The organism is Microbacterium deferens (assembly GCF_045517775.1).
Taxonomy (GTDB): domain Bacteria; phylum Actinomycetota; class Actinomycetes; order Actinomycetales; family Microbacteriaceae; genus Microbacterium.
In genome coordinates, this window is record NZ_JBEUWT010000005.1 from 25,328 (window position 1) to 39,414 (window position 14,087).

13 protein-coding genes are annotated in these 14,087 nt (G+C 67.7%); 1 reads left to right on the top strand and 12 read right to left on the bottom strand.

What is annotated here, in order from left to right; all coding sequences use genetic code 11:
* Nucleotides 1-298: 298 nt before the first annotated feature.
* The 12 genes from ABTU82_RS15210 to ABTU82_RS15265 form a co-directional block, all read right to left on the bottom strand.
* Nucleotides 299-2,218, bottom strand: a complete 1,920-nt coding sequence (locus ABTU82_RS15210) for a heavy metal translocating P-type ATPase (RefSeq protein ID WP_407174039.1) — start codon at nt 2,216-2,218, stop codon at nt 299-301.
* Nucleotides 2,219-2,388: 170 nt separating this feature from the next.
* Nucleotides 2,389-2,745, bottom strand: a complete 357-nt coding sequence (cmtR, locus tag ABTU82_RS15215; RefSeq protein ID WP_407174040.1) for a Cd(II)/Pb(II)-sensing metalloregulatory transcriptional regulator CmtR — start codon at nt 2,743-2,745, stop codon at nt 2,389-2,391.
* A gap of 258 nt (nt 2,746-3,003) precedes the next feature.
* Nucleotides 3,004-4,005, bottom strand: a complete 1,002-nt coding sequence (locus ABTU82_RS15220; protein ID WP_407174041.1) for a hypothetical protein — start codon at nt 4,003-4,005, stop codon at nt 3,004-3,006.
* Nucleotides 4,006-4,007: 2 nt separating this feature from the next.
* Complete coding sequence (locus tag ABTU82_RS15225) at nt 4,008-4,274, bottom strand: hypothetical protein (protein WP_407174042.1); 267 nt, start codon at nt 4,272-4,274, stop codon at nt 4,008-4,010.
* A 21-nt stretch (nt 4,275-4,295) separates the two neighbouring features.
* Nucleotides 4,296-4,706, bottom strand: a complete 411-nt coding sequence (locus ABTU82_RS15230; RefSeq protein WP_407174043.1) for a DUF4913 domain-containing protein — start codon at nt 4,704-4,706, stop codon at nt 4,296-4,298.
* Nucleotides 4,703-6,478, bottom strand: a complete 1,776-nt coding sequence (locus ABTU82_RS15235) for a type IV secretory system conjugative DNA transfer family protein (protein ID WP_407174044.1) — start codon at nt 6,476-6,478, stop codon at nt 4,703-4,705. Before ABTU82_RS15235 ends, ABTU82_RS15230 begins: the two co-directional genes overlap by 4 nt.
* Nucleotides 6,475-8,136 carry an ATP/GTP-binding protein gene (locus ABTU82_RS15240; RefSeq protein ID WP_407174045.1) on the bottom strand — a complete coding sequence of 554 codons (1,662 nt, stop codon included), beginning with the start codon at nt 8,134-8,136 and terminating at the stop codon, nt 6,475-6,477. Before ABTU82_RS15240 ends, ABTU82_RS15235 begins: the two co-directional genes overlap by 4 nt.
* Nucleotides 8,136-9,656, bottom strand: coding sequence for an SCO6880 family protein (locus ABTU82_RS15245; RefSeq protein WP_407174046.1), 1,521 nt, complete (start codon nt 9,654-9,656; stop codon nt 8,136-8,138). The genes ABTU82_RS15240 and ABTU82_RS15245 overlap by 1 nt, the downstream gene beginning before the upstream one ends.
* A gap of 14 nt (nt 9,657-9,670) precedes the next feature.
* Entirely contained in the window at nt 9,671-11,287 is a 1,617-nt protein-coding gene (locus ABTU82_RS15250) for a TrbL/VirB6 family protein (protein WP_407174047.1), read from the bottom strand.
* A gap of 2 nt (nt 11,288-11,289) precedes the next feature.
* A complete protein-coding gene (locus tag ABTU82_RS15255; RefSeq protein WP_407174048.1) occupies nt 11,290-12,018 on the bottom strand; it encodes a DUF8175 domain-containg protein in 729 nt (242 codons plus the stop codon).
* A gap of 22 nt (nt 12,019-12,040) precedes the next feature.
* Entirely contained in the window at nt 12,041-12,331 is a 291-nt protein-coding gene (locus tag ABTU82_RS15260; RefSeq protein WP_407174049.1) for a TrbC/VirB2 family protein, read from the bottom strand.
* Between the two features lie 11 nt (nt 12,332-12,342).
* Nucleotides 12,343-12,861, bottom strand: a complete 519-nt coding sequence (locus ABTU82_RS15265) for a DUF6668 family protein (RefSeq protein ID WP_407174050.1) — start codon at nt 12,859-12,861, stop codon at nt 12,343-12,345.
* A gap of 530 nt (nt 12,862-13,391) precedes the next feature.
* On the opposite strand from ABTU82_RS15265, the gene ABTU82_RS15270 reads away from it, so the two are divergent.
* A complete protein-coding gene (locus ABTU82_RS15270; RefSeq protein ID WP_407174051.1) occupies nt 13,392-14,084 on the top strand; it encodes a hypothetical protein in 693 nt (230 codons plus the stop codon).
* Nucleotides 14,085-14,087: the final 3 nt, after the last annotated feature.

Here is a 14,087-nt window from a genome sequence, read left to right on the forward strand (position 1 = left end):
GTTATTCCTGGGGGCGTGTCGCTGAGGGGTGCAGCGTCATGAACGAGTTCTGTTACGGCGGCGGTGAGGACGTCGGCGACGCTGGCCTCGCCACTTGTGGAGTGCCCTCCAGCCCATGATCCGAGTAGGAGCGCGAGCGCGAGCAAGATCGCGCTGACGATCTTGGTCGCCAGCGGAGCACTACCTCGGGTCAGACGCCCGAGCGGTGATTTCTCCGTACGCATCGTCACGATCCTAAGTGCGGGCGGCTCGCAGACATCTCAAATGGTTCGACGCGTGTTCGACCCTTGAGATGTGGTCAGAGGCTTGCCAGGTCTCTGCGCGCGGCGGGGATAGCGGTGAGTCCACGAAGTGCGGCTGGTCGGCGAGCTGCGCGGACTCCGTTGAGGATCACGATGACCTCGGCTACTTCGTGGACGAGGACGACCCCAGCAAGTCCGAGTACCCCGAACAGCGCGAGGGGGAACAGCACGATGATGATGGCCAGCGCCAGTCCGATGTTCATCGTCATGATGCGCCGGCCGCGGCGAGCGTGGGCGAGCGCGGCTGGCAGGAGGCGCAGGTCATTCCCGGTGAAGGCGATGTCAGCGGACTCGATGGCTGCGGCGGATCCTTTCACGCCCATCGCAATTCCGACTGTTGCCGTGGCTAGAGCAGGGGCATCGTTGATCCCATCGCCCACCATCGCGACGGGACGAGTTTTGGCGAGCTGGGATATCACGGCGGCCTTGTCCGCGGGGAGCTGTTCGGCTCGCACGTCAGCGATACCTGCCTCGAGCGCTATGGCCCCAGCGGTACGGGCGTTGTCGCCGGTGAGCATGACCGTGTCGATGCCTTGGGCGTTGAGTAGTTGGATGGTCTCGGCGGATTCAGGGCGCAGTTCGTCCCGGATCCCAATCAACCCGGTAGTGACGCCGTCGACCTCGACGACGACCACGGTCATCCCCTCCGCTGCGAACGCGTCAGCGTCGGCGAGGAGATCGCCGGGATGGAGCCAGCGTGTATTGCCGATGCGAACGGCTCTCCCCGAAACGAGTCCGGTCACCCCGCGCCCCGCCTCCTCGACGACGCCTGTCGCCGGTACAACAATGGGGGTGCTGGAATCGATGATTGCCGCGGCCAGAGGGTGCGTGCTGTTGGCTTCCACGGCCGCGGCCCACGCCAGCACATCGCCGCCGGACACCCCACTGATGGTCCGAACTTCCACGACGGAAGGCTCGTTGCGCGTCAGGGTTCCGGTCTTATCCAACGCGAGGGTGCGGACAGTTCCCAGCTGCTCAAAGGCCTCACCGGATTTGATGATGACACCGAACTTGGACGCTGAGCCGATTGCGCTGATGACCGTCACCGGTACCGCGATGGCGAGGGCGCACGGGGACGCAGCAACGAGAACGACCAGGGCACGTTCAAGCCACGTCCACGGGTCTCCGATGACCACGCCGAACAGCGCGACCAGTGCAGCAACAATCAACACAGTGGGAACGAGCGGGCGGGCAATTCGGTCCGCCAAGCGCGCGCGTTCTCCCTTGCGGGCGTGAGCCTGTTCGACAAGGGCGACGATCTGGGTGAGCGAGTTATCGAGGCCGTCGGCCGTAGCCTCCACACGGAGGGTCGCTGACCCGTTTATCGAGCCGGCAGCGACGGCATGTCCGGGCCCGACCTCAACGGGTATCGACTCTCCCGTGATGGCGGATGCGTCCAAACTTGACCGACCCTCGACAATGACGCCGTCGGTGGCAATCCGCTCCCCGGCGCCGACGACCAGGATGTCGAGTTCTCGCACCTGTGCGGCGGGAATCTCGACGTCACCGGCAAGTCGCGATACCCGGACGGTATCCGGGATAAGCGACAGGAGAGCACGCAACCCCTCTTTCGCGCGATCCATCGCGCGATCCTCGAGCGCCTCGGCGAGCGAGAACAAGAACGCGAGGGTCGCAGCCTCCCCCACGTGCCCCAGGAGTACCGCGCCGATGGCCGCAATCGTCATGAGGAGTCCGACACCCAGCCGACGTTGCCGCAAGCGACGCAACGCGCCCGGCACGAACGTGTACGCGCCGGCAGCAAGGGCTACCCACTGGAGGACGAGGGCCGGTATCTCCATACCGGACCATTCGAAGACGTAGCCAGCCGCTAGAAAGGCCCCGGACGCGGCGGACGGCAGGAGCGCCGCGTCCTGCCACCACGGCGGGCGAGACTCGATCTCGGCGACAGCCGTCATCGATGAGTCAGAACAATCGCAAGCCTCGTGCGCCGCATGGTGCTTCGTGTGTTCGGAGTCAGACGCTGTCGGACCACAACACATGTCTCCCGCGGCGCTGGGACGTGCAAGCTCAAGGCGACGGAGGGTGTGCGTCTTAGGCGCGTCTTCGGGGCCGCAGCATTCCTCGCTCACAGTCCACACTCCGCGCCCGGGGTGCAGCACTCGCACCCGGCGTCAGTGCAAGGCACACCCTCGTCTACGGCGACGACTGCCGACAGCAGCTGTCGCATTCCCATCGCGAGGTGAGGGTCAGAAATCTCGTAACGGGTGCGACGGCCTTCCGGCGTTGCGACGATGAGTCCGCACCCGCGCAGGCACGTCAGGTGGTTCGACACGTTGGTCCGCGAAAGCTCGAGATCCCGGGCAAGCTCCGCCGGATACCCCGCACTATCAAGCAGTGAGAGGAGGATCCGAGAGCGGGTGGGGTCGGCCATGGCTCTACCGAGGCGAGTCATGACATCCAGTCGCGAGGCAATGGTCAGCATTTAGTGACTATACAGTCACAAGTGACCAGTGTTGAACCCTCCGCTGTGCTTCCTCTCCCGACCCGACTGAAGGGTGCCTCAATAAGGTCGCCCGCCAGTGAGGCAGACCCGGCTGACGACTGTCGCGGGTCACTGAGACTCAGCGACCGCCCCGAACCGGAGATATCGGAGGGGGTTCGATAGGCCCCATCGTTGGATCACTCGCGATCCTCGTCATCGCTCCTGACCAAACAGGGGCCCCGTTTTCGTAGGTGGAGCTCAGCGATCGCGGCCGAGGTCTCGTAGCCCCGGCGTTGTGCCACGACGTGGACGAGACATGCGGGTGAGTTTGCTCGGCGTTCCCGGCGTCGGGCGGCCAAGACCAGCTGTCGCGCGCCACACCGCCTCAAGGGCGCGCCGGTTCACCTCGTCGTCGATTGCCAGGGGTGCCGCGCCGCGGAGCGTGCGCGCCGTGGAGTCCATACGCACCTCTTCACGCAGGCGCTCACCGTGCTTCGCGCGATACTCCTCAAGCCGGTGCGGGAAACGCTCGAGCGCGGCTGCGCGCTGCTTGCCGAGGCGGGAGTGCCGCTGCCAGTCCGCGATGAGCTCGGGCGGGGTCGGCTCGTACTGGGCGAGGATACGGCGCCGCTCCGCGGGCCCGCGGAGGCGAGTGAAGAACGCCGTGGCGGCCTGGTCGTTGCGGCTGCGCTCGGCAACATTCGTGCGGCGGACCCGCTTCGCTGGCAAGCCGAGGGCTTTCAGCCGGCGGTCGCGCCGGCGGGCGTCGCGGTTGGAGGCGAGCGTGCGATCGTAAACGGCGCCGTTCTGAGAGCGGTAGTCACGCTGGTAAGCGGTGAGCCGTTGGCGGTTCTCCTGCTGCCAGCGGCGCGCTGCGGCAGCTGTGCGCTCCGGGTTGCGTTCCCGGTACTCTCGCGCGGCCGCGGTGCGGGCGTCGCGGTGGCGGGCGTAGGAGGCCCGGTCAGTTGCCTTCACGCGCTCGGGGTGGCGCTCTCTGTAGCGCTGCCGCTGCGCGCGAGCTTTCTCCGGGTTCTCCGCGGCCCACTGGCGTGCCCGCTCACGTGCTTTCACACGGCGGTCCCGGTCGACGTGGACCCGGGCGAGGCGTTTTTTCTCCGCCTCGCGTTTCTTCTCGAGGATCCTCGGCCGGTTCTTCGCGTCGTATTCCGCGCGGTAGTTCGGGTTCGCAGCATGCCAGCGCAGACGAGCATTGCGCGCGCGTGCGCGGCGCTCGTCTGCAGGGTCGGCCGGCTCAGCCACGGTCAGTGGGCGTCGGCCTCGGGAGCGAGGTCCATCACGGCGGCGAACAGAGCGCCGCGGTGTGCAGTGGGATCAACGATTGCGAGGCCGATGAGGTTCACCATCGACGCTCGGGCCTCGTCGGAGATCTCGGCGAGTGGCTCGATGCACCAGGTGACGTCGGTGTCGAGCCGGTAGTCCGGGTCGTCGACCTGCAGCTCGGGGTAGTACATCATCGCCACCATGCCGACGCGCTGCAGCGCGTCGTTGACGTCCTCGCGAGTGATCATCGTCTCTCCAGTCTTCGCGGGCTACTGCAGCCGCATATCGGGGAACAACCCCTCGGGCGGTGCTTCGTACGGGAGCGGCTGACCGTGTTTGTTCGCGTCCTCGGATTTCGCGAATGGGCCCTCGGGGCTCATCAGGATCGGCATGTGGTGATCGGCGTGCTCGGCCCACCAGGTGCTCGAGCCGGTAGCGGCATCCTGGCGTAGGTGTTCCCACGCGCGCCATATCGCCTCGATACGGGCGACCGCCTCGGGCGACTCCCACCACCGGGCAGACCAACGGAACTCGGCGTTGCCGCCGCCGACCTTTCGCGAGTACATGTAGCGCAGCCGCTCACGGAAGAACTCATCGGCGGAGCCGTAGAACAGCTGGGGAATCTCTTCGACGTTGTTTTCGAGGTCCTCGTCGTCGCGGAAGTCGTCGAACTCGCTCATCGCTCCCCCTCGGGGTGGTCAGCGACGGCCGTGGCGGTCGGCGACGCGGAGGCACGGGCGGCGGGGTCATGCGCGGCGATCGACGCCTTGACCGCATCCGCGTACGGGCCCTTCATCCACGGCACCGTCTCGACGAGCGTCGCCGGCGTTCCGGACGCGAAAACGATCGCGCGGCCGCGCGGGAGTGAGCCGAGGTCGGCGACGTCGAGCGTGCGCTCGCGCTGGATGCCGTGAGAGGTAGAGCGGTTGCCGCGGCCGACGCTCGTTGACGTCGTGCGGCGGTCGTAGTCGCCGATCATCTGAGAGAGCTCGTTGAGAAACTCGGGCTCTTTCACACCGCCGCCGTAGACGGCGATATTGGATGCCGACCAGAGCTTGCGCATGCCCTCCCGGCCCCAGACCTGCACGCCTTGCGACCACGACTGCAGGATCGTCATGAGGACGATGCCGCGGGAGCCGTAGTGCGAGTAGAGGTCGGGGAGGTCGTGCCACCGGCAGACGTTGGCGGCCTCGTCGAGCACGCCCAGCATGGGGATCGACAGGCGCCCGCCGGCCTGAGTCGTGGCGAGCTCCTCGGCCGCCTCCACGGTCGCGGCGGTGAGCGCGGTCACCAGCGGGCCCGCGGTACCCCGGCCCTCCTTGGAGAGCGAATACAGCGTGCCGGAGGCCCGCACGAAAGTGTGCGGGTCGAACTGGGGGCGAGGGTCGGAGGCGGAGTCGGCGCCTTGCGGCGTCACCCACTCGGCGATCGCGCGGACCTTCAAGCACGAGGCCATCTGTGCGGCGGTCCCGTAGACGCTGTCGCGTCGGCGGGACTCACCGTTGACCTGGCCGTCGACGGCGTCGGCCATTTGGTGGTAGCCATGGTCGCGGAGGATCTCGACCGGGGTGTCATCGCCGGGGCGCGTGGTCCAGGTGAACGCCGTGGTGATCGGGCGGCCGTCGAGGGCCGCGGCGAGCAGGAAGCCGGCGAGGAGATCCTGACCGGCGTTGTCGAAGTAGGGATCGGCGCGAGCATCACCAGCACGTGAGCCGGAGGCGAAGTGATCGGCGAGCTTGGCCGCCTTGGTGTCGTCGGTGACGTAGCTCAGCGGGTTCCACCACCAGGTCGCGGGCTCGAGCGCGATCTGCTGCGGATCGAAGGCCCACACGGGGCCCTTTTCGGCGCGAACGTCGCGCGTCGCGTCGAGCACGTCGCGCTTGTTCGAGGTCGTGAGAACGGCGCCGGGAGCCGACAGAATCGCCGGGATCGCTCGGCTCGTGGACTTTCCCGTGCGGGGGCCCCAGATATCGACGTGCATGTCCTCGGGCGAACCGTAAAGGCGCTGGCGGCCAGCCACGGTCACCCCGATCGGGACGCCGAGCCAGTCGCCGGTGCCGAGGCGCTGCGCGGTCTGACGCGCTCCCGTGGCGGACAGTGAGCGGAGCTGCTTGCCCTTGCCCATGTGCGCAGCGGCGGCGTCGACGGCGCTACGGCGTCGACGAGCACGCGAGATCGCCACCGCGGTGAGGATCCCCAGCGTGAGCACGACGGCGACGAGCCCCAGGAGAATCCACGTCGCGGAAGGCGGCCAAACGACGGTGCCGCGGATCACCCCGAAGAACACCTCGTAGGGGTCGCTCGTGCCGCCCTCATTCAGTCCGTCGAGCTGTGAGCCGAGGGCGACGGCGGCCCAGGTGCTGCCCAGCACTGCCAGGACGAGGAGCACCGCGACGAGGAGCGCGATCGCTCCGGGCTCGATGCCCTGTCCGCGTTTGTTGGTGGCGCTCATGCGGCCCCCGCATCCTCGATAAGTGCTGCGCCCTCGGTCTCGACGGCGAACTCGTGTGCGGCGTGCTCGGCGTCCTCGAGGCCAATCATCGGGTTCGACTCGTTCGGTTCGGGGAACGCCGTGGTGGCATGCCAGAGCTTGTTGGTGTCATTGATTGCCCGCTCGGCTTCGACGAGCTCGACTTTGATTGGGATGCCGGGGTGGCCGCCGACCTTGATGAGGAACTTGCCGCGCCCGGGTGGCTCGGAGCCTGGGCCGGTGTCCCAGGTTCCGGGGTCCTGCCAGGAGGTGAGCAACTCCTGTTCGGCGCGTGAGAGCGGCACAGCGCTCGTGAGCATGCCCATCTCCGCTCCCGGTAGGCCGCCGCACACGACCATGCCGGCACGCTCGACGAAGCCGCGCGCCTTCATCCGGTCCTCCTCCGTGGGCAGGGCGAGGAGGTCGCTCATAGTGTGCGAGATCATGGCCAGCCCGACGCCTCGCTGGCGGTTCAGGCGCGTGAGCGCATCTACGCGGTCGACCATGCCGCGGCCGGCGCGCAGCGCCCGCCACAGCTCGTCGAGGATGACGAAGTAGTGACGCCGGGGCTCGAGCCCGGCGTCAGCCAGCGCGTTCGCGACGTTGACCGTGCCGAAGCCGGCGGACCAGCACGCGAGGAGGATCGCGGCCTGCAGGTCGGTGTCGGAATCGTCGATCGAGGAGACGTCATAGACGACGGGGCGATCGCGCTGCATCGCCACGGTGGTCGGGTGAGCGAAGGTCTCCCCCAGACGCCCACCGGTCGTCAGGCTGATGAGCGACGCCTCGAGGTTCTCGGTGATCGCCTTGTACCGCTCGTCATTGCCACGGTCCAAGGCAACGTCACGGATCTCCTGGGGTGCCTCCTGGATGACGCGCAGGAGATCTCCGAGCACGGGCACGCCCTCGTGGTGCTCGTCGAGCACCCGCAGCGCGCGGTCGATGATCGACTCCTCACGGTCGGTCGGCGGCTCCTTGCGGAGGATCGTCAGCAGCGCCGACACCATCGTGTGCCGGCGCCCGTGGGCATCGGCGAGGACCTGGATGCGCTCCTTCTCCTTGCCGGCGATACGGAGACGCTCAGCGGCCTCGTACGCCTCGCCAGGGTCGAGGACGTTGAGGTTCCCTCGGCCGCGGCCGAGCGTGATCACCTGGCCACCGAGGGCCTTGATCATGTCGACGTAGTCGGGTTTGAGATCCCCCAGCACCAACGGCAGAGTGCCGAGGCCGGCGAGACCCGCCGCGGTGCGGCGCGTGTACGTCGACTTGCCGAGACCGGGGAGCCCCAGCACGAACATCGACGGGTTCGAGATGAGGTCGGCGTCCTGGAACCAACTGACAGGGTCGGCGCAGACGGTCGCGCCAGTGAAGAGCTGCAGACCCATCGGAACGCCGATCATCGGGGTTCCCGTCCCGATCGAGAACGGGTGCAGACCACAGACCTGCACCGTGGTCCCGCGCCATTCCTCGACGGGGTCTATCACCGATGCCTCACCTCGAGCGCGGCCGAGCCAGCCGCGCGGGCCCGGGATGCGCAGGGCGGGCTTCTTCTCCCGCTCGGAGCGGGTGGGCTTCTCGCGGGGCAGCTCGCGGGGCTTGCGCTTCTGAGCGCGGCGGCGACGGTCGTCGAGTGCAGGCACTACAGCTGCTCCCTTACCTCAGCGGGCATCCGAAGATGCTTCGGCAGGACCAGGCCCAGCGGCAACGCCGCGGCAAAAGCAGAGTCCTGAGAACCGTGCACGACGCGCAGCCGAAGCCGCGCCGTGGCAGAGAGACTGTCGATCGCGGCTTTCGCGTCCGCCTCCTGAGAGCCGTCGAGCACCGTCGCGGTCACGAGGATGCCGAAGTTCACCAGGCCGGCGCCTGATGATTCCTCTTGCTCCGTGGCGAGAGCAGCCCGGGCGTCGGTCATGTTGCGCGCGGTCGGCCGGTTCGAAGACGTGAGGTTGAAGCTCGCCGCACGCACATCGGCCTGAACGATCGCGGCCGCCTTCGCCGGGTCGATCGGCCGATACAGCAACGTCACCCGCTTACGGGCGACGTCGCGGTGCGGAGCAAGCAACCGCGACAGCACGCTCGACGGGACGTTGCCTCGAGGTGCTCCGCTCATCATCCAAGTCACCGACAGAGCCGAATCGTGCCGGTAGGTGTCCCATCCGGCCTGATGGGCGGTAGGGCCAACCTCCGGCCAGTACAGCTCCGGTGGTTCGCCGGCGGCGTTCGCCTCGTCGATCAGGCGCGCTGCAACCGGGTCGTAGGCGACGCGGATGACCTCGCACAGCTGCTGAGCACTGAGCGGGCGCGACGTTCCCGCGCCGGTGGCGGTGAGCCCTTGGGTGATGCCGGGCAAGCGCGACGCGAGCTCTCGACCCATCTCCTCTGGCTTACGACGACGCCCGCCCGGCCGTGCGGCCGCGTTGAACGTGATCGCGACGTAGGCCCTGATGGTGGCGGAGCCGGCCGGGTAGCGGTCGACCAGGTCGCCGAGGAGCTGCTTGGCGAACTCGGGCGCGTTCTGATCGATGCGGCCGGAGATCTCCCGTCGTAGACGGGTGCCCGTGTCGGGGGCTGTCTCGATCGTCACCGACACCGATTCGATGCCGGGCTCATCGCCCAGGCTCTTGAGCCACTGGCCCCACTCGGCGACCCAGGCGTCGATCTGCTCGCCGTCGACGAGCGCTGCGCCGTCCGGCTCCGTGCCGATCACGACCGTGTAATCCGACGTCGACGGCACCTGCAGCAGCGCGAACGGACGGCTGTAGCTGTCCTGCCACTCCGTCAGCCGCGAGCCGGCCGCGAGGCCGGGAAGCTGCGCCGTGCCCCACTCCGCACGGCCGAGAGGCCCGGAGCGGTAGATGTGCGTGCCCTTCGCTCTTGTGAACATCCATCCCACCCTTGTTGTTGCCCGCCGCAGCAGGCTCAATCCGTGCTTGTCCTTCGCGGCCACCGTCAGGAGAAAGAGCCCGAACACAAGACCCGTGAGTACGCCGTTTCCGATATTGGAGAACATCGTCACGACAACGGCGAAGCCGGCGCCGACGAAGAGAATCGCCGTCCCTAGCGCGCTCAGCCCGAGAAGTCCGGCCGTCTTCGGCTTGGTCCAATTTCCGTAGCTGCGCGGCGCGTAGTCGCGCGTCTCGGCGTTGGTCGTCGTAGTCATCACGAGCCCCCCATTCAATTCGCGCCGCTAGGCCCGTTTGCCGAGTCGTCGGCGGCGGACTGAACCGCTCCCTTGGCGGTGTTGACCGCGCCCCTCGCCACGTCGCCGGCCACCTTCGCACCGAGCACGACAGGCGCGGCGGGACCAGCTGCAGCCGCTCCCCCAACAGCTGCACCACCGCCGGCAGCCGCACCACCCGCGGCCGCGCCGCCGCCGGCAGCCGCGCCTCCTCCTGCACCCGCCCCCAACGGGGCTGTACGGGCCGCGGTAGCGCCCCCGCCTCCACCAGACCTGGCGCCACTCGGCACCGCGTTCACGCCACCACCACCGCCTCCGCCCCCGCCGTTCGACGCGCCGCCTCCGCCAGAAGAACGGCGGATCGCGCCCGTCGCCAGCTCGCCGCCGACCGCGCCAGCGGCGCCGGCCATGGCCATACCGCTCGAACCACCGCCGGCGACAGCGCCGGTCATCGGGGCGACGAAGCGCAGGAGAGCCGAGAGGGCGACAAGAGCCATGAGCATCAGCGCCAGGCCGGTCAGGATCGACCAGAGCCCGCCGCCGTCGTCCTGGAAAGCGTCGGTGCCCACCAACTGGAACGCCGCGGCGTAAATGAGCGCCGCGGCGGGCTTGTAGAGCACAAAGGCGATGGTCCAGCCGACGATGCGGCCGAACCACTGCTTACCCATCTGCGTGTTGGTGAAGCTCGCTGCAAGGGGAAGAACACCAGCGAGAATGACGAGGAGGCCACCGCGGACCACCATAAGAGCGACCTGAACGAAGACCATGAGCAGAGCGATCGCCCCAAGGATCAGAACGCCGATCATTCCGATGGGAGAGCTGATGCTCAGCGCGATCATCGCCGACACGTTCGTCCCGAAGCACTGCGATGCTCCCCCGGCTGACACGTCGCAGTCGGTCGCGTTGTTGAGCACCCAGATCGAGAATGCGTCGGCCGCGGTGACGCCGAGCGTGAGTATCGCAAGGCCTGCACCCGAGACCACGATGAGGGTAAGGAGCGACTGAATCAGATCCTTGCCCGGCTGAGCGCGTTGCTCCCACGCCATGCGGATTCCACCGATGACCACCGACAGGATCGCGAGGCCGCCCACGTAGAACCACAGCGAGTTCTGGAGAAACCCAACGGCCGAGGACGAGCCGCCCGGGGTATTGACGCTGAGCAGGCCACCAACGATCGCCGACGCGCTCGAGACGAGGATGACGGCCACAAACACCACACCGAGGGCTCCGAGACTTCGGAGACCCTCCCCGCGGCGTATCCGCAACGCTATGAGAGCGCCGAGGCCGATCAGCGAGAGGACGGCGATCGCGAGCCCGATGTAGGTGACGTAGCTCAGGATTGTGGTGAAGGCTTCGCTCCCGGGCGGGGTGCCTCCACCAGTCGTCGAACCGTCGCCAGCCGTCAAGATCGGCGTGGGCACGGATACCCACATGCTCCCCATGCTGGCAATCGCTTTGCCGTAGCCCTCCATGACGCGATTCGTGAGCTCTTGAATCGCGTCATTGGACGCCTGTGAGACGACGTCATTGACTCCTTGCCCGATGCATTCGCCCGCGTGAGAGGCCCAGTAGATCGGGTTTGAGCAGTCACCGGATGGGGCGGCGGCAGCCACAGTTACACGCCAGCCCAGGGCGTGTAACCGCCGAGGTTCTCGAGGGGTGAGGGAGCGAACGGTGGCCCGTTCTCACCGATGACAACCTTCCAGTCGCCGTCCTCCCATGTGAGAACGGTCGGAAGGCTCACGAGCGCGCTTCCCTCCGACGTGACCTGCCAAGCCACGTCGACCGTGGCTTCGTCGGCGGTGTACGAGTTGATCTTGAACCCAGCCACCTGCAGGCGCGTCGCCGAGGCGTCGCCGGGGGCGGGCGATGCTTCCAGCTCATCGCGGACGGGTCCTGCAGCCAGAAGCTCGTAGAGACGCGGAACGTTGCGGGCGTCAGAGCCGACGGCCACGTAGCCCACCGCTGCAAAAAGCGCGCCCTCCGCCGTACGGGCGTAGCAGGAGCGGAAGCCGTTCGCGTCGATAACACCGGGGCCAGCGCCGCGCGTGTCGACAGGTGCCGCGATCGTGCCGACAAGCTCCCACTCGTTAGACGGCGGGCCGTCAAGACTGCTCGTCTCCTCGAAGTCCTCCAACCCGCAGATGCTTAGGTCGGCGTCGGCAGGGTCGGTGCTGCTCGAGGTGGTCGGCGCCGACGTCGGGCCAGGCTCGTCGTCGTCACGGTTCGTCAGAAGAGACGCGACGATCGCAATAACGCCGAGAAGCAGGATGGCCCCTACGACGATCGCGGCGATGATGAAGCCTCTTCGGCGGAAGGGGCCGCCCGATTCAGCGTTGCTCATCTGTCAGTCCTCTCGTGGGGGCTCAGGCGCCGGAAATGAAGCCGACGAGGCTGGTGGCACCGCCGATGATGATGACGCCGACCAGGATGGCGACGAACGTTCCGATGTGCTGGCCGGCCTCGCCGCGGCGGGAGTTGAACATGAACATGACGGCCACGGCGATCAGCGCCAGGATCGCGGCGATAAGACCGACCCACTTGGCCCATCCGAGGATGGTGGTCACAGCTTCGAAGCCCGGAGGTGCTGCGGGGTCCGGGTCAGGGAGTGCCGCGATGAGGATGACCGCATCGGCGGCGAGAAGCTGGAGCGACATGGGGTGTCCTTTCAGTTGTGAGCGGAGCCGCTCGGTGTCAGTCGCAAATCCGCCAGCAGTGCGCGGAATTCTCTAGGGAGGGCGGTAAACGGTTCGACAGGTCCGAGCCGCCAGGCATCCACCCACGGGAGCGTCCACACGCGCGGGACGCCTCCGCTGATGACCTGTTGAAGATCTCGAAGCGGTTTTGGTAGGCGGCCGGGGGCGTCCGCGATCAGGACGAGTCCCTCGAGCCGCACACCGTCGCCGAGGGCGCCCGAAGCCCACTCCGTCGCCGCGCGCTGCGCCGCGGTCAGACCGCCCCAGTTGGCGCGCGCCACCAGGACCACTCGGTGCGCGGTGCCCCCGGTGTCAGGGATCGGCCAGCCGTGCTGAGCTGGCCTGCTTCCCGTGGCCAGTGCCGAGAGGGTCGACTCCCCCGCACCGCCGTGGACGCCGAGCCACCATACTGTTGCCGGCCACGCCTGCAGCCACCGCGGCAGCCGGTCGGCGGTGTCGGGTACGGCTACGCCCGCCTGCGGTTCACTCACGCCGATGCGAGCTTCTTTGCGGCTCGTCGGCGCCGCGGTTTGGGGTTCGGGCTCCGGCGCGTTTTCGGGGCCGGTGAGCCACGGATTTGCGTTCGTCAAGCTCGCTCCGCTCTGCAAGGGAATGCACCCATACTCCGGTCGGCCTCCGTCAATCTTCGATCGCCAACCCCGCGAACGAGGTCGGGGCCATGACGTAATCATACCCAGAACGCTCTAAATCGAACGATTCTTATTCAAATCACCCCGTTATCGAGGTAACCTGCCGTTGTGCACGTGACCTCACCGACAACGGAGTGGCCCGAGTCCTTTCTGAGCTACGGGCAGATGATGAGCGTCCGCGACGTCGCGCTCGCTCTCAATATCGAAGAGTCCAACGTCCGTCGACTTCTCACGACCCCCGATCGGAATGTACGCATGCCAGGCGTGAAGCTCGGTACGAGCTGGCGCGTAGATCGCGACCAGCTGCGCGGATATCTCATCGCCAACCACAACGACCCCGCCGTGAGCTCCACCCATCAGAGAGGCGAACTATGAGTGGGAGCATCGCGAACTTCCCCCACATCGAAGCCGTCTTGGCTACTCCAACGTCGGGCACCCTGTCGATCGACGGCGCGATCACCGTCGTCCCCGGCGCCGACGAGAACGCCGTGAAGCAGGAGATCACCGCCACCGTGGCGGCCACGGCGATCGAGTTCAACCGCCCAGCTGTGAACCGCCGCACCGCGGCGATCGTCCCGCTCATGCTCGCTCTCACCCTCGCCGGCTGCGTCGGCAGCGGGGACGGGCCCGCGCCCGCGGTGTCCCTGACAGGCCTGTCGCCGGCCTCGCCGACGCCGACCAATCCCGTCAATCCCTCGCCGCCCTTCGATGACGAGACCGTGGCGCCGGTGCCCGAGGCGGCCGAGGACAGCCAGAGCGCGGCGATCACCGCGGCGGAACGCGCCGTGACCGCGTTCGCCCGGCCGGATCTCGGCTATGACGAGTGGATCGCGGGGCTCTACCCGTACCTCACGCAGACCGGTGCCGCGGCGTACGAGGACACCGACCCCGCGAACGTCCCCGTGCGGCAAGTTACCGGTGCCGGGACGATCCTGCCGGCGTCGACCGAGGTGGCTCTCATCGTGCAGGTTCCTACCGACGCCGGGCTGTACAACGTCAGCCTGAGCCGCCCGAGCACGGACGCGCCCTGGCTGGCCGATCGGATTCGTCCCGCGGAGGGATAGAGC